The sequence below is a fragment of the Lachnospira eligens genome (genome assembly GCF_009680455.1).
Classification (GTDB): domain Bacteria; phylum Bacillota; class Clostridia; order Lachnospirales; family Lachnospiraceae; genus Lachnospira; species Lachnospira eligens_A.
The window spans coordinates 91,756-117,729 of the sequence record NZ_WKRD01000005.1 but is presented as its reverse complement, the minus strand read 5'-3'; the positions used below and the strand labels follow the sequence as shown (position 1 = coordinate 117,729).

The 25,974-nt window shown below is 37.4% G+C and carries 24 protein-coding genes; all 24 read right to left on the bottom strand.

Annotated elements, in window-relative coordinates:
* Positions 1-41 precede the first annotated feature (41 nt).
* Positions 42-2,684: an alanine--tRNA ligase gene (alaS, locus tag GKE48_RS07690; protein WP_330583104.1), complete on the bottom strand. Its 2,643-nt coding sequence runs from the start codon at positions 2,682-2,684 to the stop codon at positions 42-44.
* A gap of 16 nt (positions 2,685-2,700) precedes the next feature.
* The gene (locus GKE48_RS07685; RefSeq protein WP_022098543.1) at positions 2,701-2,883 is read right to left on the bottom strand and encodes a hypothetical protein; all 183 of its coding nucleotides are present in this window, start codon (positions 2,881-2,883) and stop codon (positions 2,701-2,703) included.
* A gap of 69 nt (positions 2,884-2,952) precedes the next feature.
* On the bottom strand, positions 2,953-4,635 hold the full coding sequence (locus GKE48_RS07680; protein ID WP_022098542.1) for a MutS-related protein: 1,683 nt from the start codon (positions 4,633-4,635) through the stop codon (positions 2,953-2,955).
* Positions 4,632-5,369: a purine-nucleoside phosphorylase gene (gene deoD / locus GKE48_RS07675; protein WP_055214873.1), complete on the bottom strand. Its 738-nt coding sequence runs from the start codon at positions 5,367-5,369 to the stop codon at positions 4,632-4,634. Before deoD ends, GKE48_RS07680 begins: the two co-directional genes overlap by 4 nt.
* A gap of 60 nt (positions 5,370-5,429) precedes the next feature.
* Positions 5,430-5,957 carry an adenine phosphoribosyltransferase gene (locus GKE48_RS07670; RefSeq protein WP_022098540.1) on the bottom strand — a complete coding sequence of 176 codons (528 nt, stop codon included), beginning with the start codon at positions 5,955-5,957 and terminating at the stop codon, positions 5,430-5,432.
* Between the two features lie 20 nt (positions 5,958-5,977).
* The gene (locus tag GKE48_RS07665; protein ID WP_055214871.1) at positions 5,978-7,129 is read right to left on the bottom strand and encodes a GGDEF domain-containing protein; all 1,152 of its coding nucleotides are present in this window, start codon (positions 7,127-7,129) and stop codon (positions 5,978-5,980) included.
* 71 nt (positions 7,130-7,200) lie between these two features.
* A complete protein-coding gene (spoIVA, locus tag GKE48_RS07660) occupies positions 7,201-8,688 on the bottom strand; it encodes a stage IV sporulation protein A (RefSeq protein WP_012739198.1) in 1,488 nt (495 codons plus the stop codon).
* A 133-nt stretch (positions 8,689-8,821) separates the two neighbouring features.
* On the bottom strand, positions 8,822-9,052 hold the full coding sequence (locus tag GKE48_RS07655) for a hypothetical protein (RefSeq protein WP_012739197.1): 231 nt from the start codon (positions 9,050-9,052) through the stop codon (positions 8,822-8,824).
* A 15-nt stretch (positions 9,053-9,067) separates the two neighbouring features.
* A complete protein-coding gene (gene recG, locus GKE48_RS07650) occupies positions 9,068-11,125 on the bottom strand; it encodes an ATP-dependent DNA helicase RecG (RefSeq protein ID WP_154300803.1) in 2,058 nt (685 codons plus the stop codon).
* A gap of 5 nt (positions 11,126-11,130) precedes the next feature.
* Positions 11,131-12,834: a DAK2 domain-containing protein gene (locus GKE48_RS07645; protein ID WP_330583103.1), complete on the bottom strand. Its 1,704-nt coding sequence runs from the start codon at positions 12,832-12,834 to the stop codon at positions 11,131-11,133.
* 44 nt (positions 12,835-12,878) lie between these two features.
* Positions 12,879-13,238 carry an Asp23/Gls24 family envelope stress response protein gene (locus tag GKE48_RS07640; protein WP_012739194.1) on the bottom strand — a complete coding sequence of 120 codons (360 nt, stop codon included), beginning with the start codon at positions 13,236-13,238 and terminating at the stop codon, positions 12,879-12,881.
* Between the two features lie 253 nt (positions 13,239-13,491).
* The gene (rpmB, locus tag GKE48_RS07635; RefSeq protein ID WP_012739193.1) at positions 13,492-13,677 is read right to left on the bottom strand and encodes a 50S ribosomal protein L28; all 186 of its coding nucleotides are present in this window, start codon (positions 13,675-13,677) and stop codon (positions 13,492-13,494) included.
* Between the two features lie 137 nt (positions 13,678-13,814).
* The gene (locus GKE48_RS14560) at positions 13,815-13,955 is read right to left on the bottom strand and encodes a hypothetical protein (RefSeq protein ID WP_012739192.1); all 141 of its coding nucleotides are present in this window, start codon (positions 13,953-13,955) and stop codon (positions 13,815-13,817) included.
* A 60-nt stretch (positions 13,956-14,015) separates the two neighbouring features.
* Positions 14,016-14,405: a GerW family sporulation protein gene (locus tag GKE48_RS07630; RefSeq protein WP_022098535.1), complete on the bottom strand. Its 390-nt coding sequence runs from the start codon at positions 14,403-14,405 to the stop codon at positions 14,016-14,018.
* A gap of 107 nt (positions 14,406-14,512) precedes the next feature.
* Positions 14,513-15,496, bottom strand: a complete 984-nt coding sequence (locus GKE48_RS07625; protein WP_154300802.1) for a hypothetical protein — start codon at positions 15,494-15,496, stop codon at positions 14,513-14,515.
* A 23-nt stretch (positions 15,497-15,519) separates the two neighbouring features.
* On the bottom strand, positions 15,520-15,864 hold the full coding sequence (locus tag GKE48_RS07620) for a hypothetical protein (RefSeq protein WP_118009016.1): 345 nt from the start codon (positions 15,862-15,864) through the stop codon (positions 15,520-15,522).
* Positions 15,865-15,918: 54 nt separating this feature from the next.
* Positions 15,919-17,307 (bottom strand): hypothetical protein, encoded by a 1,389-nt coding sequence (locus GKE48_RS07615; RefSeq protein WP_022098532.1) that lies wholly within the window; start codon positions 17,305-17,307, stop codon positions 15,919-15,921.
* Positions 17,308-17,322: 15 nt separating this feature from the next.
* The gene (locus tag GKE48_RS07610) at positions 17,323-18,603 is read right to left on the bottom strand and encodes a diaminopimelate decarboxylase (RefSeq protein WP_022098531.1); all 1,281 of its coding nucleotides are present in this window, start codon (positions 18,601-18,603) and stop codon (positions 17,323-17,325) included.
* A gap of 182 nt (positions 18,604-18,785) precedes the next feature.
* Positions 18,786-19,103, bottom strand: a complete 318-nt coding sequence (locus GKE48_RS07605) for a leucine-rich repeat protein (protein ID WP_022098530.1) — start codon at positions 19,101-19,103, stop codon at positions 18,786-18,788.
* 29 nt (positions 19,104-19,132) lie between these two features.
* Entirely contained in the window at positions 19,133-20,140 is a 1,008-nt protein-coding gene (locus tag GKE48_RS07600; RefSeq protein ID WP_243138468.1) for a lytic transglycosylase domain-containing protein, read from the bottom strand.
* 64 nt (positions 20,141-20,204) lie between these two features.
* On the bottom strand, positions 20,205-21,698 hold the full coding sequence (locus GKE48_RS07595) for a peptidoglycan D,D-transpeptidase FtsI family protein (protein ID WP_022098528.1): 1,494 nt from the start codon (positions 21,696-21,698) through the stop codon (positions 20,205-20,207).
* Complete coding sequence (locus GKE48_RS07590) at positions 21,643-23,007, bottom strand: FtsW/RodA/SpoVE family cell cycle protein (RefSeq protein WP_022098527.1); 1,365 nt, start codon at positions 23,005-23,007, stop codon at positions 21,643-21,645. Before GKE48_RS07590 ends, GKE48_RS07595 begins: the two co-directional genes overlap by 56 nt.
* Before the next feature lie 30 nt (positions 23,008-23,037).
* Entirely contained in the window at positions 23,038-25,431 is a 2,394-nt protein-coding gene (locus GKE48_RS14555; protein ID WP_173016907.1) for a U32 family peptidase, read from the bottom strand.
* An 85-nt stretch (positions 25,432-25,516) separates the two neighbouring features.
* On the bottom strand, positions 25,517-25,924 hold the full coding sequence (locus tag GKE48_RS07580; protein WP_055214854.1) for a cell division protein ZapA: 408 nt from the start codon (positions 25,922-25,924) through the stop codon (positions 25,517-25,519).
* Positions 25,925-25,974 lie beyond the last annotated feature (50 nt).

Below are 25,974 nucleotides of genomic sequence, written 5' to 3'. Positions count from 1 at the left end.
AAAAACATTATATCACATTTTTGCAAATCGTCAAGCCCCAATTATCCAATCTGTGCAAGAATTGTATCAGGTACTTTAGCAATAAGCTCATCAATACCGGCAGGGTTCTTACCACCAGCCTGAGCCATATTAGGACGGCCGCCACCGCCACCGCCAACAATAGGAGCAAGAGCCTTGATAAGGTTACCAGCATGAGCACCTTTGGCAATAACATCATCTGTTGCCATTGCAATAACGCTTACCTTATCAGCACCCTGTGCGCTGACGATAATAACAACACCTGAACCAATCTCACCCTTTAACTTATCACCAAGGTTTCTTAATTCATTCATATCAACACCGTCAACCTTAGTTGCGATATACTTAACGCCGTTAACTTCCTTGATATCTCCTGCTGTATCTCCAAGTGCATTATTAGCAAGCTCGGCCTTGAGCTTCTCATTCTCGCTCATAAGTGACTTAATCTCATCATTCATAGCTGCAATCTTCTTAACAAGCTGTACGGGCTCTGCCTTGGCTGCCTTAGCTGCCTCTTCAATAGTCTTCTCAAGTTCAGCGTAGTACTTCATAACACCCTTATCTGTAAGAGCCTCAATTCTTCTTACGCCTGCAGCAACACCTGCCTCAGATACAATCTTGAAAAGTCTGATATTAGCTGTATTAGCAACATGGGTACCACCACAGAATTCCTTAGAGAAGTCTCCCATAGCAACTACTCTTACCTTCTCGCCATACTTCTCACCGAAAAGTGCCATAGCTCCTGTCTTCTTAGCTTCCTCAATTGTCATTACATCAGTAACAACAGGAATAGCCTCTGCAATCTTTTCATTAACAATATCTTCAACCTTAGCAATCTCTTCCTTAGTCATGCTCTGGAAATGTGTAAAGTCAAATCTTAATCTGTCAGGATCAACGTATGAACCCTTCTGCTCAACATGATCACCAAGAACAGTTCTTAAAGCCTTCTGAAGAAGGTGTGTTGCACTGTGGTTCTTGCATGTATCTGCTCTGTAAGCAGGGGAAACTTCCATTGTTGCAGTATCTCCAACCTTCATCATGCCCTTAGTCATAGTTCCGACATGACCAATCTTGCCACCCTTTAACTTGATAGTAGTCTCAACAGTGAATTCTCCTTCAGATGTCTTAATAACACCCTTATCGCCTTCCTGACCACCCATAGTAGCATAGAATACAGTTTCATCTACAATAACAGTTCCCTTATCACCCTCAGATAAAGCGTCAACAACTTCTTCCTCTGTTGTAAGAACTGTAATCTCAGATTCATTAGTAAGCTTGTCATATCCGACAAATGTGCTTGTTATAGCAGGGTCAATCTCATCATATACAGTTGCATCAGCACCCATATAGTTAGTTACCTTACGTGCATTTCTTGCCTTAACTCTCTGCTCTTCCATAGCTGCATTAAATCCAGCTTCATCAATTGTAATATTCTTCTCTTCAAGGATTTCCTTAGTAAGATCAATAGGGAATCCGTAAGTATCATAGAGCTTAAATGCGTCTGCTCCTGATAATACATTCTCACCCTTAGAAGCAAGTTCAGCTTCCATATCATTAAGGATGCTTAATCCCTGGTCGATAGTCTTATTAAACTTATCTTCTTCTTCAGAGATAACCTTAGTAATAAATGTTCTCTTTTCCTCTAATTCAGGATAACCATCCTTAGAGCCTTCAATTACAGTTTCACAAAGCTTAGATAAGAACTTTCCTTCAATACCTAGAAGTCTTCCATGTCTTGCAGCTCTTCTTAAAAGTCTTCTTAAGACATATCCTCTTCCTTCGTTAGATGGCATAATTCCATCACTTACCATAAATGTTACTGAACGGATATGGTCTGTGATAACACGGATAGAGACATCCTGCTTCTCATCTTCCTTATACTTAACTCCAGCCATCTCACAAACCTTGTTGCGAAGTGCCTGTAATGTATCAACATCAAATATAGAATCAACATCCTGCACAACAACTGCAAGTCTTTCAAGTCCCATACCTGTATCAATGTTCTTCTGGATAAGGTCTGTGTAATTGCCGTGTCCGTCATTGTTAAACTGTGAGAATACATTGTTCCATACTTCCATATATCTGTCACAGTCACAGCCTACTGTACAGTCTGGCTTACCACAGCCATATTTCTCACCACGGTCATAATATATCTCAGAACATGGACCGCAAGGACCAGCGCCATGCTCCCAGAAGTTATCCTCCTTACCAAATCTGAATATTCTTTCAGGTGCAATACCGATTTCCTTATTCCATATATTAAATGCTTCATCATCATCCTGATATATGGATGGATATAATCTGTCTGGATCAAGTCCTACAGTCTCTGTTAAGAACTCCCATGACCAGTGAATAGCTTCATCCTTGAAATAATCACCAAATGAGAAGTTACCGAGCATCTCGAAGAATGTACCATGTCTTGCTGTCTTACCTACATTCTCGATATCACCTGTTCTTATACACTTCTGACAAGTTGTAACTCTTCTTCTTGGTGGAATCTCCTGTCCTGTAAAATATGGCTTAAGTGGAGCCATACCTGAATTAATGATAAGCAGACTGTTATCATTATGTGGAACTAAAGAAAAGCTCTTCATTTTCAAATGTCCCTTGCTCTCAAAGAAATCAAGGTATAATCTTCTTAATTCATTCACACCTCTGTACTGCACTTTAACTTCCTCCTGATTATTCAGTAATCTCTTTCTCTTTATTCTCCGATGCAGCCATCTTAGCTGCCTTCTTGGCATCTGCTGCCTTTCGGAGTTTACCACCTACGAATACTGCAAGTACCAGTAACGCAAGCATTATAACAAATCTTACCACTTCATAAGCTATCTCGCCCACGAGCGCGCTGACTAACCCAACCATATTATTACCTCCACGAATTATAATAAAAGCCTTCGCAATAATTTATAATATCACAAGAAACAACATTTATCAAGATTTCCAGTTTCCATCTGTCAGGAAATGCATTGCACGCTGTTCTGCTCCCTTAATTATATTCTTATCATACCCTATAACATTAAGAAGCTTGATTGCATTCCTTGTTGTTGCAGGTCCGGCATACAGCTTATAATCAAACTTAACCTCATCCTCAGTAACTTCCTCCTGAAAATGATAGTTGCTGTAACAGTCCTTAAGTATTGTTGTAAGCTCAATATCATGTGTTGCTGCAAAGCACAACGCCCTGCCTGTATTAAGATTCTTTAATATCTCTGATGATGCTGCAATTCTCTCAACAGTGTTAGTTCCACGAAGTACCTCATCAATAAAGCATAGAACCGTTCTGCCTTTTTTACCAACTGCATCAAGAATTCTCTTTAATGACTTAATCTCAACAATATAGTAACTGTCCGAATTAGCAAGGTCATCCCTTAATGCCATTGAAGAATATATCCTATATACTGGAGCAATGTATTCTTTGGAAAGACTTGTTCCTATAGTCTGTGCCAGAATACTGTTGATTGCTATTGTCTTTAAAAATGTTGATTTACCTGAAGCATTAGAACCTGTAAGAAGAACATTTCCTTTAGTTGTTATTGAATTACACACAGGATTATCTATAAGCGGATGATACACTTCTTTCACACTAAGGTTATTAGTATTTTCCACAAATTCAGGCTTACAGTAAAATGGCAGGCTTTCCCTGAATGATGCAACAGCAATTGATGTCTCTATGAATCCAAGTGTATCTACAAGGTTATATGCATCCTCACTTTTGGCAGTTATAAGCTTTGTCATCTTATTAAACTTCACAATATCCATGTGCGTTATCATTCTTAGATAATCAAGTACAACCTCTCCGATTGAACCATCAACATTGCCTGATTCAATCATCCATGAGCCTTTTGTTACTTTAGAAAAGCTCTTTAATATCTCTTTAAGCCTGTTACACTCTGGTTCAAGAAAACTTATATTGCTTTCACATATATCTTCAGATGCCGATGCCATTTTCACAATAACATTAATACATTTGAAATAATTCTCAATCTTAGCCTTATACTTGTAATAAGTAATTATTGAAAATGCTACCGATGCAATTATAAGCCATATTCCAAGCACCGGAGTTACAAGAACCGTAACAAGTATTGAAGCAATAAGAAATACCCACGCAAGATAATGCACAATATTACTTCCCTGCTCTATATCCATTATATAACCGATATAATCTGTAACTGCAATCTTACGGCTTTTTCCCATATTCATAAATATCTTCTGAATTGTGATTCTTTCTTTTTCATTAGCTGTGAATTCATCTGCAAGCCTGTCCAGTTCGTGAAGCTTTTCTGCATCTGCAACCGGTTCTCTTAACATCTTATATAGATATTCCTGTCCAACAGATGAATTAGTATTATTAATACATTTAAATACTTCATCCATGCCAAGATCATTCCATGTTATATCATCAATCATAGATTCACTCGGATTACCTTTGGCATAATGCGATATATATTCAAAGCTCTCATCTGTTCCCTTGTATACAACACGTTTGCCCCACGCTTTCTTTATGGCATTCTCCGCTGCCTTCTTCCGCTTAATACTGCTGCTTACACATACATACACGCCGATTGCAACAGCCAGCAGTACAAAAACAATAATCTCTAAATCTGTATCTGTCATAAATCCTCCATCTGCCTGTTATTCTGCAATCTGACTGCAGTTTCAAGAGCTGTCTCCATCATATTAGTAAATCCTGTCTGTCTCTCCTGTGCTGACAGCTTCTCACCCCTGTAGAGATGGTCACTTATTGTAAGAATAGTAAGTGCATGTTTTCTGCATCTGGCAGCAGTCATATACAACGCTGCTGACTCCATATCAACTGCAAGCACACCCATCTTCTTCCATCTGTCATTAACTGTTGTATCATCATTATAAAATACATCTGATGCCAGTACATTGCCAACTTTAACCGAAAAATGTTTTTCTTCTGCAACATCATATGCAGTCTTTAAAAGCGTAAAATCAGCTATCGGTGCATATATGCCCGGAAGATTGTACTGTGCCGCAAAGTTAGAATCAGTGCATGAGCCCATTCCAAGTACAATATCCATAAGATTAAGGTCATCATCAAATGCTCCCGCTGAACCAATCCTTATAATATTATCCACATCATATACATTATATAATTCATATGAATATATTCCCATTGAAGGCATTCCCATACCACTTCCCATAACAGATACCCTGCATCCGTTATAAATTCCTGTGAATCCTGACATATTGCGGACCGTATTAAAGCAGCTTACATCTGTAAGATAATTATCTGCTATATACTTTGCCCTTAAAGGATCTCCCGGCATAAGAACTGTCTTTGCTATATCTCCTGTCTGTGCTTCATTATGTGGTGTCCCCATATCTGCCTCCTGTTATCAATCTTAAAAAGGCTGCTTTATATAATAAAGCAGCCCGAATAATTATTTACCTGGGTATTTAATTACTGACTCGACATCATATCCTGCAATCTTATCTCTTCCTTTAAGGCCTTCAAGCTCCATAAGAAAAAGAACTTTCACTACTTCTCCTCCAAGCTCTTCTACAAGCTTGATAATAGCTTCTGTTGTTCCGCCTGTAGCAATCAGATCATCAACAATAATAACCTTCTGTCCCGGAGTAATCGCATCCTTATGCATCTCTATAGTAGCTGTACCATATTCAAGTTCATAATCTGCTGATATAGTCTCACACGGAAGTTTTCCCTTCTTTCTTACAGGAACAAATCCCTTACCGGTATTATATGCAACAGGAACGCCAAATATAAACCCTCTTGATTCTGGTCCTACTACAACATCAAATTCTGTATCCCCTATAAGATCTGTAAGACCGTCTATTGCAAGCTTTAATCCCTCAGGACTCTGGATAACACTTGTAACATCCCTGAATATAATCCCCGGTTCTGGGAAATCAGGTATACTTCTTACATAATCTTCAACTTTCTTGTTCATCTAATATAAATCCTCCTTGGTTATCTGTTAACCTGCATGTCTCGTAATCTCAGATCATTATAGTATGTTATCTGGTTTCTTCCATGCTCTTTAGAATAATAAAGTGCCTCATCTGCACATTTTATGAAGCCTTCCACATCAATATTTTTATTATCAAGATATGTAAAGCCAGCACTGAATGTTATTATAACATCTTCAGGCAAGAAATCATACTCCTGATTTCTAAAATTAGTAAGCATTCCTTCCAGTATCTTTCCTGCCTGCTTTCTGGTATATCCTGAAAAAAGAATCAGAAACTCCTCTCCTCCGTATCTGCCTGCATGAATCGTATCATCAGTGTACTGGCTTATAACCCGCGATAATGTTCTTAATACCATATCACCTTTGTCATGACCATATGTGTCATTAACTTTCTTAAAGAAATCAATGTCAAGCATTGCCACACATACATCTTTCCCTGAAAAGTAATAATCATGCATTGCCTGCTTGATGTTCTCATATATAGAAAACCTTGTATGAAGCTGTGTCAGATAATCTGTTGAAAGCTTCTCCTGAAGCTTTTTCTCTCCATCATAATATTCAACAACATCTTCCACCTGCAGCTTATTGAAATTATACAATATAACCGATATTGCAAATACACAGCTTATCAGTAAAAATGTAGCTGCAAAATCTCTTACATCAAGTGCCTTCACTGCACTTGAAGCACTGTAATTATACATAAATGCTGATGCAATCCATACAGCTATTGATGTAGCATATATAACAAAAATGGTCTTTCTGTCATTAAAAAATGAACTTATCACCATTACCACTGCTGTTCCAACCCACAAGGGTTCACAAAAATAAAATAAAAGTTCCTCAGCAGCAAACAGCCCTACCAGTGATATACAACACATCCTGTTTTTAGTTTCATTAGAAAAATTATCTCTGAAATTAATAATTCTGAATGAACAGCAGCTTATAATCTGGACCGCCGTAACGGATATTAATCTTATTATATCTTCTGTCATTATAGCCGGCAGATTCTTATCAGCAAATGACACTATAATATATAAGATATTAACCGATACCATTATGATAAATAATATTTTCTCAAAGCCAAGCATTTTGTTTCTGAACACATTATGTCTGTAACTTACATGTTCAGCTCCAGTTCCTTTCTTTTCCATTGCAAACCTCTTGTCGTTCAATTATAATTGAATTTATATTATCATAACTTTTCAGTTAAATAAAGTATTTTTTACACAATAAGACACACAAGTCCTGAATTCTCATTCATTACTTTTTCAATTGTATCGCCAATCTTTCCCATGCTCTCAGTTGTCATATTATGTGTTTTTTCATATATTCCGTCTGATACAATCTGTTCTATTGTCTTTCCAAATATATTGGTATCCCAGATTCCGTCCGGATTATCTTTCATATTTCCTTTTATATATTCAATCAGATCTTCTGCCTGATTCCTGTTTCCAACAATCGGGGCAATTTCAACCATTATTTCTGTCTTAAGCAGGTTAATAGACGGAACTTTAGCTTTTATCTTAACTCCATATTTATTGCCATTCTTAATCACTACCGGCTCATCCAGTTGTATATTTTCTTTTGAAGGTGTAACAACTCCGAAGCCATTAAGATTAACTTCGCTTATTGCATCACCAAAGCTTCCCAGTTCATTCTTCTTGTCTGAAAGAGATTTAATCATATCTATAAGCTCATGCTCATTATTAATCTGCGTTCCTGTAAGTTCACTTAATATTTTATAATATAGATCTTTCGAAAGCTTAAATTCAATTTCAACCCTCCCTGTTGACATATCAACATTTTTCACATCAATCTTTTCTATGTATTCGCATGTATTATTCAACTCAAGATACGCATCCTTCATAACATTTATATTATCAAGAATCGAAAGTGCCGCATCTACTATATGCATCTTAAGCCAGTGTGATGACTCAAGTACTTCAACCCATGCAGGTGCATAAAAATCAAGCTGTGATACCGGAAATTCTTTAAGCACACCTGATATAACCCTGTCAACATCTTCTTTTCTTAGCTGATCACAATTAAGAGCATAGACATTTACACCATATTTTTCTTTCATAGCTTCTGCAAGCTGCACAGATTCTTTAGCATAAGGCTTCACACAGTTTAATATCACAACAAACGGTTTTGAAATCTTTTTCAGCTTATCTATAGCCATCTGCTCCGCGTTGACATAATTATCCCGTTCTATTCCTGTAAATGAGCCATCTGTTGTAATAACGATTCCAATAGTAGAATGCTCCTCTATCACCTTTTCAGTACCAATCTGTGCTGCCATTGAAAATGGAACCGGTTCTTTTGACCATGGAGTATTAACCATTCTTTCTTTGCCATTCTCCTCTGCTCCCATTGCGCCATCAACCATAAATCCAACACAGTCAATTGCACGCACTTTAATCTTAATATCATCAGCCATGCAGATTGCTGCACTCTCACCAGGTATAAACTTAGGTTCAGTAGTCATAATCGTACTTCCAGCACTACTCTGTGGCAGTTCGTCGATTGTGCGTTGTTTCTCGTTAGCATCTGCAATCTCAGGAATTACACATAGATCCATAAATCTTTTTACAAATGTCGACTTTCCTGTCCGTACAGGACCTACCACACCAAGATATATCTCCCCATTAGTGCGTTTCTTTATATCCTCGTACAGATTAAAGTTTATATTTTCCTTTCTGTCTGACATACTTTCCTCCCTGTAATTAAAGCGGTACATAAAAAATTATGCCTTCCGCATATACTTGTAAAAAATATATGTGAAAAGCATAATTTTTATTCTGCATTTAATTGTAATTTTGCTTAATTCCGAATAGTCGCAATTATTCATCAAATTCCGCAAGCACATAATAACCCCTGCTTGTCTCTCCAACCTCTTTAACAATTCCATGTCTTGACTTTAACCTGTCAGGTGTTGAATAGTTTCCTGACATTGCAACTGCCGGCTCTATCGTATAATAATAACTGCTAGGAAGCTTACCCTCCGTAATATCTACCTCATCTCCTGGCTTGACAAGATTAGGTCTGCTCATTGTGAATTCCATCTGTCTCATGTGCATACATCTCCTTTACAGATTAATCTTTTCTAAACATTTAATCGTATACTCTGCAACCTTCTGCTTTAGATATACATTATTCTCAAGCTTTAACTCAGGATCTTTCTTTAGCATATCTTTCGCTGCATCTGACGCTTCCTTTAATGTCTTTGCATCAGTAAATACATCTGCTATTCCGAAATCAAAATCACCGCTCTGCCTTACCCCGAAGAAATCTCCCGGTCCACGCAGTCTTAAATCTTCCTCAGCTATCTTGAATCCATCGTTGGATTTATTAAGAATTTCCAGTCTTTTTCTTATCTTCTCTGACTTATTGCCTGTAACAAATATACAATATGACTGATATTCTCCTCGCCCAACACGGCCTCTTAACTGATGAAGCTGTGCAAGTCCAAATCTTTCCGAATTCTCTACCATCATAACAGTGCTGTTAGGCACATTTACACCAACCTCGATAACTGTAGTTGATACCAGCACATCTGTTTCATGTGCTGCAAATCTTTCCATCACCTCATTCTTTAACGATGGACGCATCTTGCCATGAAGATATTCTATCCTTATATCCGGAAGTTCTTTCTTAAGCATTGCCGTGTAATCAACAACATTTTCAGCCTCTACAGCCTCACTGTCCTCAACCATTGGACATATTACATAGCATTGTCTGCCGGAAGCAACCTGCTTGTGTATAAATGCATACGCCTTCGGTCTGTAGCTTTCATCCACAACGCAATTCTTTATAGGAAGTCTGTTCGCAGGCATCTCATCAATTATTGATATATCAAGGTCACCGTACAGTATAATTGCCAGAGTTCTTGGTATTGGCGTTGCACTCATTACAAGAATATGCGGGCTTTTCCCTTTCTGTGAAAAGTCACGGCGCTGGTTTACTCCGAATCTGTGCTGCTCATCTGTTATAACAAGTGCCAGTTCTTTATATTCAACCTTTTCCTGTATCAACGCATGCGTTCCTACTATTATTCCGGCAGTTCCATCTGCAATCCTTGCATATGCTTCCTTTTTCTGTTTCGCTGTCATTGAACCAACAAGAAGTTCAACTCTGATATCAAGTCCTGCCTTTTCAAAGCCTTTAACAAACGATTCATAATGCTGTCTTGCAAGAACCTCTGTTGGTGCCATCAATGCTCCCTGATATCCTGCAATAACCGTATTGATAAGTGCAATTGTTGCAACAACTGTCTTTCCTGAGCCTACATCCCCCTGTATCAGACGGCTGCACAGGTGTTCACCTGACATATCTTGTGCAACCTCTGACACAGTCCTTAACTGTGCATTAGTAAGTGAATATGACAGGCTTTCAAGGAATTGATCCTTTTCTTTGCTTTCTGGTATTACATAGCTGTTCGGTATGCGTTCATTTGCACTCTTTAATGAAAGAGTTGCTAGCGTGAATAAAAAAAACTCTTCAAACGCAAGTCTGTGTCTCGCCTGAACATATTCTTCCATTGTCTTAGGAAAATGTATATTAACAACACTGAAATTATGCTCAGCAAGCGAATATCTCTTTCTTATATAATCAGGTATATATTCCTTTTCAAGTCCCGCGCTGTATTTTTCAAGTGCCTGTGCAACTGCCTTAGTAACAGCATTGTTAGTAAGACCTTTAGTCAGAGGATATATTGGCTGCAGTGTTCCCTGAAGTTCCTTGTACTGGGCAAGTGTATACATTTTCGGCTGTTCTAATAACCAGCCTCTTTTATTAACCAGCCTTCCCCTGAATACATATCTTGTTCCAAGCCTTAATGTATTCTTTAAAAATGGCATGTTATACCAGCTGCATTTTATGGAGTCGCCATTATAATCCTTTATAGTCACAGTTAATATCTTAAGCCTGCCGCTCCCATATATATCCGGGCTTTTGCATACCTGTCCTTCAACAGCTACCTCTGTATGCTCTGATTCATGGCTTATATCTTTAACAAAAACAGGCTCATGGTATACATCGTAATCCCGTGGGTATAACCCCACGAGATCCGATACTGTGTATACCGAAAGCCTGTTAAAATTCTCAGCTGTCTTAGCGCCGATTCCCTTTAATTCTGTTATATTCATAATTCTTACTCAACAGATACAATATAATAATAAACCGGCTGTCCACCAAACTGAAGTTCAACATCTACATCAGGGAACTTTTCTTCAATCTTAGAAACAACTGCCTCGGCAGCAGCTTCTTCAATATCAGCTCCATAGTAAACACTTATAAGTTCAGCTTCATCCGACATCATTGACTCAATCATCTCAAGAAGAGTCTCATCCATATCAGTACCAACTGCAGCAAGTCCCTTATCACCTAATCCAAGATAATTATCCTTCTTAATCTCCTTGCCGTCAATTGATGTATCTCTTACAGCATAAGTAAGCTGTCCAGACTTAACTGTTGAAAGACTGTCTGTCATCGCATCGCCATTATCCTTAGCACTGCGTGTTGTCTCAAAGTTAATCATAGCTGTAATTCCCTGTGGTACTGTCTTAGTAGGGATAACAATAAGTTCCTTGTCTTCAACAATTGATGCTGCCTGGTTAGCTGCAAGAATAATATTGCTGTTATTAGGAAGAACATATATTGTCTTGGCATTAATCTTATCTGCTGCATTAAGGATATCCTCTGTCGAAGGGTTCATTGTCTGGCCGCCTTCAATAACTTCATCAACACCAAGTCCCTTAAAAATCTCTGCGATTCCGCTTCCCGGTGCAATTGTGATAAATCCAAAATCCTTAGCTGGCTCAGCTTTTTTCTGTTCAGCTTCAGAATTTTTCTCCATAGCCTGCTTAGCTGCTGCCGCCTGCAGTTCTGACTGTGCAACAACCTTCTGGTTATGCTCCTCTCGCATATTATCGACCTTCATCTTAGTAAGCTGACCATATTCCAAGGCCTTCTCAAATGCCTGACCTGGATGGTTAGTATGCACATGAACCTTAACAATATCATCAAGAGCAACACATACTATAGAATCACCTATCGATGTAAGGAATGCTTTGAAGTCTGCTTCAGTCTTCTCATCAAACTCCTTATCAAGCATAATTATGAACTCGGTGCAATAACCGAACTTTATATCTACATTCTCTACAGCAGCTCCCTTTCCTGCGCCCGGAACTGTCTGTTCATTGGATGGCTTACTCTCTGTTATAGAAAAATCTGTAACCTTTCCTGTAAGTGCATCATACATTCCCTTAAGAACAACAACAAGTCCCTGTCCGCCTGAATCCACAACTCCCGCTTCTTTAAGGACAGGAAGCATATCAGGTGTCTTAGAAAGTACATATTCAGCATGTTCAATAATTATACGCATAGCCTCTTCAATATCATCTGTCTGTGATGCAATCTCAGCAGCCTTATCAGAAATACCCTTAGCAACTGTAAGGATTGTTCCTTCCTTTGGCTTCATAACTGCCTTATATGCTGTCTCTGTAGCTCTGCTTGTTGCAAGTGCAAGTGTCTCAACAGTAATTTCAGTTACGCCCTTCATCTCTTTAGTAAAGCCTCTTAAGAGCTGTGATAAGATAACGCCTGAGTTACCTCTTGCACCTCTTAACGAGCCTGATGATATAGCCTTAGAAAGATTCTCCATATTAGGGTTAGCAATAGAACTTACTTCCTTAGCTGCTGACATAATAGTAAGAGTCATGTTAGTACCTGTATCACCATCTGGAACAGGGAAAACATTAAGGTCATTAATCCATTCTTTCTTAGACTCAAGGTTTTTAGCTCCTGCAAGAAACATCTTCTGCACAAGTGCTGCATCTATTGTATTAGTTGCCACGATTATCCTCCATTCTGCAATTAAGCATTATAACAATATTTCAATTAATCAATTACTCTTACGCCTTCAACATATATGTTGATTTTCTTAATCTCAAGGCCGGTAAATTCTGACACTTTATACTTAACATTCTCAATAAGATTATCTGCTACTGCAGCAATACTTACACCATAAGATATAATAACATGAAAATCAATCTCAATAAGATTATTCTCATCTATAACCACACTGATTCCTCTTGTAAGGCTGTCTCCTTTAAGAAGCTTAACAAGTCCGTCTTTCATGCTGACAGCAGCCATACCCACAATTCCAAAGCACTCAACTGCTGTAGAACCTGCGTACTGTGCAATAACTTCCGAATCAATCGAAACTTTTCCAAGTTTATTCTCCAAAGTTCCCTTCATAGATAGTCCTCCAATACTGCGGCTTGTATTTGTTAACACCCGTAATACGGATGCAAGTTTCGCGCAGTCAAACTTTACATAAAAATATGTATATAAATAGCACAAATATTATACTATCTTTCTACAGAAAAATAAACACATTTTCGAATTCTTTATTAAACTTTGATTATCAAATGAATGTCCAAAAAATAAAGTGAATCGCGTTTTGCGCAATTCACCTTAATATACTGGTATTAACTTTAAAGCTCATAGATTATGCACGCTCAACTAAACCAGAACGTAAGCATGAAGTACAAACATACATCTTCTTAGCATTTCCGTTAACCTTTACTTTAACAGACTTAACATTAGCATTCCAAACTTTATTAGATCTTCTATGAGAATGACTCACTGCATTACCAAAGTGAGGACCTTTTTCGCAAATTGCACACTTAGCCATTTCAATAACACCTCCTTACCGGTATTGGGTAATTTACCCACAACAGAAATTATTGTATCAGATAAAAAAATATTTTGCAACACATTTTTCAAGAATTTTCTTCAAAATTCTCTCAAAAGCACAACATATTGTTCTGATTACTGGCAGAACATGTTATAACCCACAACAATCAATGTAATTATTATGCATACGCACAAGAATACATTATCCATTATAAACAGTGTTATTATCATTCCAACAGCAATCCAGAAGAATATAAATCCAAGCAGTCTGCACATATATATACTTCCTTAATAAGTATGTTATATAATATGCACATTACATATGTTTATGAAAAACTACTCCGCTGCATCTTCAATAGCTTCATCAATATCTGCATCAGTTACAACCTTTTCATCCTTACCCTTGAATTTATCAATAACATCAGGAATCATATCAAGAATCTTAGTTACAGTATCCTGATTCTTAATATTAACAAGCTTGGTTGCACCATTCTGAATAACTAAAACCGCGCTCGGTGTAACCTTTCCGGTCATTCCACCACCGGCATTATTCTTCTTATCCCCTGCAAATGCTCCTGCTCCAACTCCAAACGAAACATCAACAAGCGGAAGGATAATTGTATCCTTAACCGTAACCGCATCACCAACAACAGTCTTAGCTGATATAAATGCATCCATCCCCTTAAAAAGTGATGCAACTGTTGAATCAAAATTATTCTCTGCCATAAAATCCCTCCTTGTTTTGCAAATCAAAATCCGAATCCTATGATGAGGAGAGGGATTTTGACCTCCTTGTTTTGTGAAGTACTGTTAACATTATAACATAACCTTCTCTATCTGGAAATAAACTTTTTAAACTGTTCATTTCTATACACTCTTAACGCTATCACAAGCACTGAAAATATACATATATTTCCTTTCAGGAATATACTGCCCTCTTTAATATTCTCACCAAATACCGGTTCTAAAGAAAGGTCAACTCCTGACATACCATAAAAGATTGATATATAAGCAAGCACTTTGCCCATTGTCGCCGGGTCTTCAAATCCAAGTCTTGCATTAATTCTGTATTTCTTAGGTCTAATAACCTTAATAAGTGTCTTTAACTGTTCCACAAAAAAATGAAAAAGTGCCTTATTATCCTCATCTGTCACAAATTCTTTTGCCTTCTTCACTTTTCCTTTAAGCTTGTCAGCCGCTCCGGAAACCTTTTTTACTGTATCCTTTACAAGGTTTATTATCTCTTTAATCTTTGTATATATTACAAAGCATTTATCCTTAACTTTATCAAAGAAGTTCTTATTCTGTGTCGTCTTAGATTCATCTTCTGATACAGTCTCTTTAAGACTCTCTGCAGACTCTTTAATATCTTCCACATTATTTTTAACAGCCTGTGTATCTTCTTTAGTATCACTCACAGCCTCAGCCATCTTAATCTGTGGTTTTTCCTCATTTTCCGTAAGCTTCTTGGCTTCATCGTCGTTTACAGAAAAAATATTTTCTTCTGAGTGTTTTGTTTTTTTCTTCTTTGATGTCCTATGTTTTGAAGTTTTTTCTTTTTTTTGATTATTACTGTAAATTGTAATAAAAAGTGCCTTGGCTTTAATTGCAAGTTCTTCATCATACGAAACAAGCACCCTTAATATTCCAAGCCATGACAATTTCGCATGTACCTTGAACTTACCATGATAATCAGCATCAGCCTTATATCTTACCGGCACAAAAAGAACTGCTGCCACAACAATTATTACAAGTCCTAAAATACACGCGATAACTATGCCTGTTATCTTAAGTATAAGCAATAAAACATGCAGCATAGCCCCACCTTTCCAGCAGCATGTCAGCTGCCCTTCCTTAATTCTGTGCCAAACCTAAGATAACCAGCGACATCAACGCCTCCTGTATGGGAATATGTGTCGTCAACTATGCATCTTACCAGTTCAAGTGCCTCATCCCTGCCCTTCGCAAGTCCTACAACATACACTTTATCTCTGTATGATTTATTCTTAAAATGCGGCTGTTTCAGCATATTAGCTGAATAAACATCAAGAATATTATCAGGATTGACAGAAATTGCAACAATATAAGTATCTATGGTAAATCTGTTCTTTCTGATAAGACCAAATGTTTTGTATTTTGCTTTTCTTGCGTTATCCCCAAGATAAAGATATCTATACCACTTCAACTTAACATCCCCCAAAAACCTTAAACTTCTCATATGCACATCAGCACATTTGCATTAGTTATCACTTATCATTGTCTTAATGATCTCAACAACTGCCTTCTGCTCTGCATCATCATTGCACTGCATAAGAGAATTATTAATATAAGCCTGTATCTCTTCCGTATTGTTAAAGAATACCGGAAGACTTGAAAGCACTGATGCCATAACAGCTCTCTTAACCATTACATTCATGTTTTTAAAACTGTCGTCAAGTTCCATAATAAGCTTTTCTGCCGTCTCATCAGCATAAGAATTATCAGGAATCTCAGCAAATACCTCTGATTCAAGTTTAACAAAATCACTGCCTGACTGTAACTTAAGTGTTTTAGACAAAGCATTATATGCAGATAAAAGCTCATATTCCTTAAGCTCATCCACAAAGTTAGCAAGGCTGTATTCTATTGCATAATCACCAGATGATACTGCCTCAAGAATTCTTTCCTGTTTTCCTTCAAATGCAGCAAAATCTTCTGAAATATCTTCAAATCTTTCACCTGTAACATAAGCATTTCTCGTCTTACTTAAAACATTCTTGGCATTCTCAATCTCTTCTATTCTGTCAAGTGTATTTCTTCTTGTAAGGACAACTGTGAGTGCATCATTAACAACCTGTGTAAGAAGCACATATACATCAGCATAATCTGTCATCTTCTCAGTTGCAATATCAAGTGCTCCTTTGAGTCTTACATATTCGTCTTTATCAATATTTCTGTAATCAGCCCCTGCAAGTGTGTTATATATATCATAGACATCCGGGAACTTATCAAATCCCGCCTCACCTGAGAGCATCGCACTTGTACTTAAAGTGTAATAGAAATCATCTATCGAATCCTTTCCAGCACCATGATACAGTGTAAATGCATCTCTGATATGCTCAAAGAATCTGTCCTTTAACATTCTTACAGGAAGCTGTCCTACTATCTCTGAAATCTTGCCATTAATAACAACATTATCCTTGTCAGACAATATATAATGCATAATCTCATTAGTCATATAGGTATTATAGTAGTCGTAATCCAGTTCACCTTCGTTAAATCTGTACTCAACTCTGTTAAGTACATGTTCATATATTCTTAATCTGTCAACATAAGCTGTTATAACTTCCATAATCTCAATAATCTGTTCACGGAATGAATTGAGTTCGTTGAATGCCTCATAATCATCACATTCATCATTCTCCACGAAACGCTCCACAAGCTCATTAAGTCTGTTAATCATGTTAAGAAGGTCTTTATCATTCTGTAAATCTCTTGCAATATCAAGTACAGTATAATAATTCATGGACATTTTGATAAATCCAAGCCCATTATACATGGAACACATTCCATTACCATACTTTAAAAGATTTTCTGAAAGATTCTTTCCCTTTGTAATTTCGCCTGCTATATAACCTAAATTCTTCAATATATCAAACCTCGTTTATTTTAAATTCAACTTATCCAACGCATCACAGAAATCAAATGTAGCATAGTAATCCTTTATTGTCTCTGCTCGTCTGATCATCTGAACACTGCCATCTTCCTTAAGAAGAAGCTCTGCTGATCTTAACTTTCCATTATACTGGTATCCCATAGAAAAACCATGTGCTCCTGTATCATGGATAATAAGATAATCACCCATATCAATCTTAGGAAGCATTCTGTCAATTGCGAACTTATCACTGTTCTCACATAAAGAACCTGTGACATCATACTTGTGGTCGCAAGGTGCATCCTCTTTACCCGCAACAGTAATATGATGATATGCACCATAGATTGCCGGACGCATAAGGTTAGATGCACATGCATCAACTCCGATGTATTCCTTATAGATATGCTTCTCATGAATTGCCTTAGTTACAAGACAGCCATATGGAGCAAGCATAAATCTTCCAAGCTCTGTATAGATTGCAACATCACCCATTCCGGCCGCACCAAGAACCTCATCATATACCTTGTGTACTCCTTCACCGATAACTGCAATATCGTTAGGCTCCTGATCTGGCTTGTAAGCAACACCAACACCGCCTGAAAGATTTACGAATTTAATATCTGCACCGGTTTTGTCTCTTAACTCAACTGCAAGCTCGAATAAAATCTTAGCAAGTGTTGGATAATATTCATTAGATACTGTATTACTTGCAAGGAATGAATGGATACCAAAATGCTTAACCCCCTTGCTCTTTAATATCTTAAATGCTTCAATAATCTGGTCATGTGTCATACCATATTTGGCATCACCTGGATTATCCATAATAGATGTTCCAAGCTGGAAATATCCGCCCGGATTGTAACGGCAGCTCATTGTTTCAGGAAACTTACCGTCTAATATCTTATCAAGAAACTCAATATGAGTAATATCATCAAGATTGATAGTAGCACCTATCTCATTAGCATATGCATACTCTTCTGCTGGAGTATCATTAGATGAGAACATAATCTCTTCCGGCTTATAATCAAGCGCATAGCCCATCATAAGCTCTGCCATAGATGCACAGTCAACACCGCAGCCATAATCCTTTAATATCTTTAAAATATATGGATTAGGAGTAGCCTTCACAGCAAAATACTCTCTATAACCTTTATTCCATGAGAATGCTTCCTTTAATCTCTTAGCGTTCTCTCTGATTCCCTTCTCATCATAGAGATGATAAGGAGTCGGATATGTTTTGTCGATTTCCTTAAGCTGTTCAAGTGTAACAAATGTCTTTTTCTTACTCATTATCTTCCTCGTTTCTGTGCTGAATTTCTAAAAATCTTTCGCAAGCCCACGTATACAGCACCAACGCATAGTCAGGCCACTGTAAGAAATCCTATATTATGCAGAAATATTTGTCAAGTTTTTAGTATGATATGTCTGCAAAAAATAAGAAGCCACTAAAGGCTTCTTATCAATTAATGAAATTATAAATTAATACATCCCTTAAATGCATCAGGTGCAACCGTTACATTCTTTCCATAGTCTGCTTCTTTAAGACTAAGGCAATTAATGAACGCTTCATTTTCAATTGATTTAAGGGACTTTGGAAACTCAACTTTCTCAAGTCTCCTGCAGTTTTCAAAAGCATTAGGTGCTATTACCTCTACCCCTTCTGGAAATGCAACCTCTACAATATCATCTCTGTTAGAAAAAATTCCTTCTGTTATTCTTGTAAAATCTGACATATCAATCTCTTTAAATGTTCTGTTGTACAATGTCACTTTAATTCGGCTACCACTCATATCATTTCCCTCTTTCCTGTTAGTCCGGATTACTGTTCCAAAAATTTAATAACAAGTGGACTTATCATAGATGCCTGTGCCTGATATACTGACTGTGGATCATTCTTATATACATTATCATAAGGCATTCTGTTAATAAGCTGAACATTTGCCTCTATCTGTCCATAATATGTCCCAGTCTTTATGTACTGCTGTTCATCACTGTTATTATTAATAATATCCGTTCCTGTTACCCCAATTCTTTCAGAACCGGTTCCTGTGACTATATTATACAATTCTGCAGCTAAATTGTCACCTTTATCTGCAGATATTGCCGAAAATAATTTAGCAAGGATATCCTTATATGTTTCACATACATACAGATACTCCTCATAACTTATAAGCGAACTGTTATCCTGTTCCTTATAACTGCTTCCTGTCCTTTCAGTCGCTGTATGTTTACTGGCATAATTCCCTGTAATTGTATCAGGAGCATTCACATCAGAAGCTACAGTAAAATCTGTAGCATATGCACCATCAACGGTTGTTGAGTCATTAGCAAGTACACCACCTAATATATCATTAATCTTGCTGATATAATTAAGCGTTTCTTCATACGGAGGCACTCCTCCATACTTCTGTACTGAACCACTGCCAGCATTATATGCTGCAAGAGCAAGCGTAGCATTACCATCATAACTGTCTAACAGCTCTGATAACATCTGTGCACCGGCATATACATTCTGTCTGGCATCAAAAGGATCCGTAACACCATAGCTTTCTGCCGTATATGGCATAAGCTGCATTATTCCCTGTGCTCCGCAATACGATACAGCATCCGGATCAAACCCTGATTCTGCCTGTGCTACAGCTTTAAGAAAATTCTCATTGATTCCAAATTCTTTTGCTGCTCCGGCAAAAATATTCTCAAGAGAATCGTCCACAGTAATATTATTATATATTTTATCAAAATCAGTCCCACCAGAATTAACATATGTCTGGTTATTAACAAGATATATGTCACCATCTGACGGAGTGATATAGTTAACAGTATTCATCATCATTCCTCATAATCATGCAATTAATCACTAAACAATATTATACATTCTCACAACTTCAATATCAATAGCCGAAATATGTATCAAACACAGCTTTTGCTACCACCTGTGCACTTGACACACCAGAATAACCCCCTTCCAGAATCACACATACTGCTATCTGGGGATTATCATAAGGTGCAAAGCCCGTAAACCAGCTATGATATCTGTCAGAGTCATCATACTGTGCCGAACCGGTCTTTCCTGCTGCTTCATATGATGAATATTTCATAGAATTTCCTGTACCAGAAGTTATTACCTCTCTCATGCATTCTGTAAGGTATTCTGCCTCTTCTGCTGACATCACAGTTCCTGCCTCTGTTGGCTTATTCTTAACAACCGTTCTTCCCTCACTGTCACTTATACTGTCAACAATATAAGGAGTCATCATAACGCCATCATTAGCAACACTAGCCGCTATCATCATATTGTGAAGCGGTGTCATCATCGTCCTTCCCTGACCGATACCGGTCTCCTGCATCTCACTTATCGAAGAATCCTGTGTTACAGCCATTGTACTCTTAGAATACTCAAACCCTACAGGAAGATTAGAATTAAATAATAATGTACTGCACAGATTCATGAAAGATGTCTTATTAAGTCCTGCTCCAATCGTAGAAAATGCAGAATTACAGGAATTAGCAAATGCTTTTCTTAAATCCTGATATCCATGTGCCGTATGATCAAAGCATGCAATAGTAGTTCCACCAGATATATATGCCTGTCCATCACAATTATATGAATAATTATAATAATCATTCTGATTCTGCCTTATATATGCAAGAGCAGTAATTATCTTGAATGTTGAACCAGGTGGATATAGCCCTTGCGTTGCCCTGTTTAAAAGCACCGAATCCGCACTATCATAAGTAATCCACTCATCATAATCGGTATTTACTGCATTTGCATCAAATGATGGATTCGATACCATTGCAAGAATCTTACCCGTAGCAGGTTCCATCGCTATAACTGCACCTTTATTATTACCAAGTGCTTTATATGCCGCTTTAGTAAGTTCAACATTAAGTGTTGTTGTAACATTATGCCCCTTTGCTTTTCCTCCAGACAGGTCATTACCAATCTGATCAAGCACATTATCTGTCTCACTTAAAAGAAAATAATTCTGAGACTGTTCTATTCCTGTCTTCATCCCTGTAAGAGAAGTAAATCCAACCGAATGACAGAACAGATTATCATAAGGATAATAACGTGTTTCATTACCATCCTCATCCGTAAGCGTTGTTGCAAGTACATCTCCGTCATCTGCTAATATATCACCTCTTACAACCTTGCTTTCCTGATTGTCTACTCTTTTATTGTAAGGATTATTCACAATTGTTCCTGCATCTCTCACATTGAATATACACAGATACACAATAGTTGCAAGAAAAAGTCCTACAAAAAAGAATGCAATTATATTAGTCTCTTTATTTCGCAGATTCTTCTTTTCATTATCAACTATATCACTTTGTATGTTTTGTTTTTTTCTTCGTCTGTCCTGTTTTTTGTTTTCTGCCATCTTTCCTGTCACCTTCATCCTGTCTCATATTGTACATTCCATTAATAAGAGCAAACATTATAAGCGAGCTTAATATAGAGCTTCCCCCGTAACTTACAAAAGGAAGTGTAACACCTGTCATCGGTATAAACTTAATTGCACCTCCCACAGTTAAGAACACCTGAACCCCATATGTAACCCCAAGTCCTACAGCTACAAGACGATAAAAAAGTGTCTTACATCTTGAAGCTATATTCATCATAAGAATAAGATTATTAAGGCACACTAAGAATAGAGCTATTGAAAATATGAGTCCAAATTCTTCAGATATAGCAGAAAACATAAAATCTTTCTCTGCTACAGGTATCTTATCAGGCATACCCTGACATAATCCATATCCAAACCACGATCCCATACCAATTGCAAAAAGAGACTGACATATCTGATATCCGCTTGTATCAATATATTCCCACGGATTACGCCATACAATAACTCTCGCTCTCACATGTGCAAAAAGCTTATATGCAATAACAGATGCACCTGCTCCGGCAATCAGTCCTGCCCCGGCATAGGCCAGTTTTCTTGTTGCTATATAAAGCATTGCAATATACACCACAAAGAATATAAGTGCAGCACCAAGGTCAGTTGAAAGCACAAGAATAATAACATGAAGTGCGGCAAACGCTGTAACAATACATGTCTGTTTAAATGTCGTTGACTTATTAAACATCGAAGCAACAAACATAACATACAAAATCTTAACAAACTCTGCCGGCTGTACAGAAAATGCTCCTATGCTTAATGTAAGATTGGCTCCATACACCTTATTTCCTAATAAAACAGCACATAAAAGCACAAGTCCCGAAATGCAATATATCCATCCAAAGTTTCTGAAGCTCTTAACAGTTTTTAAAAGCCATGGAACAAGAAACATAATAACCGTTCCAAACACAGCAATAACAAACTGTTTAACACATTTGTCAAAATTAAGCCTTGCTATCATGATAAATCCAACTGACATCAGCATACACATATTATTAACAAGAAGCCTTGAAGCCTTTGGATACAATATGTAATAAAACGCAATGAATACTATAAGATATATAAGCTGTACAAAATAAAAGCCTATATATCTAGTCTCACCTTTCATAAGATACAACACATAATATCCAAGAAAATGTATCGCGAATATTATAATATACTGCTGGATATATATTCCTTTTCTCTTTTCTTCCTTATGGATTATTGCTCCTCTGTAAGCAGAAAGAACATAAAACGCCATCAGAAAAGCAAATATGTATTTTGTAAGTTCAATAAAAACTGACTGCATAGCAATCTCCTTTATTCAAGTCACTTAATCTTAGTCGATTGCCTGATGAAAATGTCCTGTAGTACCGCCACTCACTCCATCAGTCATAACTAATTGTATATCATCTGCTTCACTTTCGTCAAATTCATAACGAATTACACACACACCGCATTCTTCGGGATTTTCTTTTGTAAGATTGAGTTTTTCTCCCTTCATTACAGAATAACAGAATTCACACATACTTTCCACTGTATAAGAGCTGCCCTTCGGCCCTGTAATATTAATGATGCCCCAGCATCCGTCACATTTTCCGTAAGTTCTTCTCACACACTGTTCAGATACCATAAGAGGCACATTCCCATATACTACAAGTTCCGTGTCACTTCCAATTACAGGCTTCATCTCCTTATCTGTAAGTTCAAGCGGCAGTGTCATTCTGTCAAGAATAACCCCGGCATTACTGCACAGCCTTCTTAATTCATCTTTTGCAAATGTATTAAATATATATATGCCGCTGTCCGTAATAATATGCACCTTGTCAGATAATTTTTTCCAGTTGTCACTTCCAAGAAAACCAATCTGCTCAATATTACGGCATACAAACCTGTCTATGCCACAGTCAGAAGCTTTCTCACATAAGTACTTAAACTTATCATATTTCTCTGCCTTAAGAATATGTGGAAGGAACATATATACATATATTCCATGTGACTGACAGTGCTTTACAGCCTCTTTTAATGAATTCTCATCATTCATATAAAACATCTTATAATCAAGATAAATACTTTCAACACCTGAAACTGATGCTGCTTTCTTTACCTGCGCTATATCATGAAGGTATGCAGCTTTTCTTACCTGATAATTATTATCATCAGCTTCATTCTTGTCGTCAGTCTCTGCACATTCAGGCTTATTATAAGTTCTTACAAGACTGTGCTTTAAATGTGTCTCAAGCTGTTCAAGTACATTTCTTCTTAATTCCTTAATCCAGCCGACAGGCACAAACACACCATCATCAAGCTGCACTTCTGCATCTTCCACCACAAAACATGTATCGCCGGTTTTCTTTAAATTCTTAACCAGTTCCTCCTCTGAGGCCGGACGGCTCTGTGCTTCGGTAACTATCTCTCCTGTACATGTCTTTTCAATTCCATCATACATTACTGTAAGTGATATATTTTCATTCTTTCTTACACTAAGCTTCATATCTACATGAAGCTTAGGTGTTGTCCCGACATAATTATCCGCTATATATGCCTTAATCTTAGCATTATTCATTCTGTTGACAATTCTTCCCTCATACAGCGGGTATTTCTTAGGAAGATTGACAACGAAGGTCTGTCCTGCTGCCACATCAGCTCCGCTCTCAAATGAATGTTCCTTATCAATCTCAAAGACATCACCTCTGTTTACATTCTTTAATGCTTTAAATGTAATTCTTCCTGCCTTGTTAGATACTACCTTAAGGCACTCCGTTCCCATATGGTTAGGACGCCCCAGTGACATCATCTTCTTTCCCTTGACGCTGTCATAATAGCCTGTAGTAAATGCACCTCTGTTATATATATCTGAAAGGTCATCAATATCCTGCTTATCTACCTTGAAGCCTTTTCGTCCCCTCTCAAGATACATATCAACATATTTACGGTAAATATGCGTTACCATAGCCGCATATGTGACATTCTTCATACGGCCTTCAATTTTCAGAGAATACACTCCACTTTCTATAACATCAGGAAGTATCTGTAATGCACACATATCCTTAGGGCTTAATGCGTAACTGTTGTTTCTGTTATTAATCTTTTCGCCGTTATCATACACATCATAAGGCATCCTGCACGGCTGGGCACACCTTCCCCTGTTGCCGCTTCTTCCTCCGTTAAAGCTTGAAAGCAGGCATTGTCCCGAATAACAGTAACATAATGCTCCATGCACAAAGCTTTCTATCTCCACATCTAATCTCTCATGAAGCTGCTTTATTTCCTGCAGATTCATCTCTCTTGAAGTGACTATTCTTGTTGCACCAAGTTCCTTTAAAAGCCTGCTGCCATACACTCCGGTCTGTGTCATCTGTGTGCTTGCATGTATATCCATATCAGGAAAATGTTTTCTTATAAGGTTAAGCACACCCATATCCTGTACAATCACTGCATCAAGACCTGCCTCATAGAATGGTATAAGATATTCTATAAGACTGTTCTCTATCTCTCTTGACTTAAGAAGAGTATTAACTGTCAGGTAAACCTTTCTACCGAATAAATGTGCATATTCAATAGCACAGATAAGCTCTTCATCATTAAAATTATTGGCAAATGCCCTTGCTCCAAACATATTGCCTCCCAGGTATATTGCATCTGCCCCTGCCGCCACAACAGCTTTCATAATATCAAGTGAACCTGCTGGTGCTAAAACCTCCACCTGTGTTTTTCTCTTATCAACATTCATAGTTGTAACCGCCTTTAAATTAAATGGCTGCTGCAAATGCATTTGCAACAGCCGTTATTATTAATACCAGATAATCTTACGTAAATCACTTCTTAGAGTCATTCAGTTCTGTCTCTAACTTGACAATATTCTTCTGATACTTGTTAATCTCACTCTTTAATTCCTTAATCTCTTTTGCTGAACTTTCTGCCTTAATCTGTGCTGCAATAAGCTCATGCTTAAGGTCATATATTTCCTTATCCTTGTTCTCAATATCTAATGAAATACTGTCTGCCATCTTCTTAGCCTTGAAGTAATCATCTGCAATATTAAGATACATCATATCAGTTCTGAGCTCTGCTGACATTCGTCTGTAACTCTCTTCTTTATTAAATTCAGTTATCTTGTTATTAATGTATGATGCAACTCTCTGAAGATACTCCTCGCTTTCATATCCACCAAGCTTGATTACCTTACCTCCAAGAATTACTTCTGCTGTATTCTTTGATGACATAAGACCCCTCCATATATGTAGAAATAAACATATTAAGTATATAATAAATA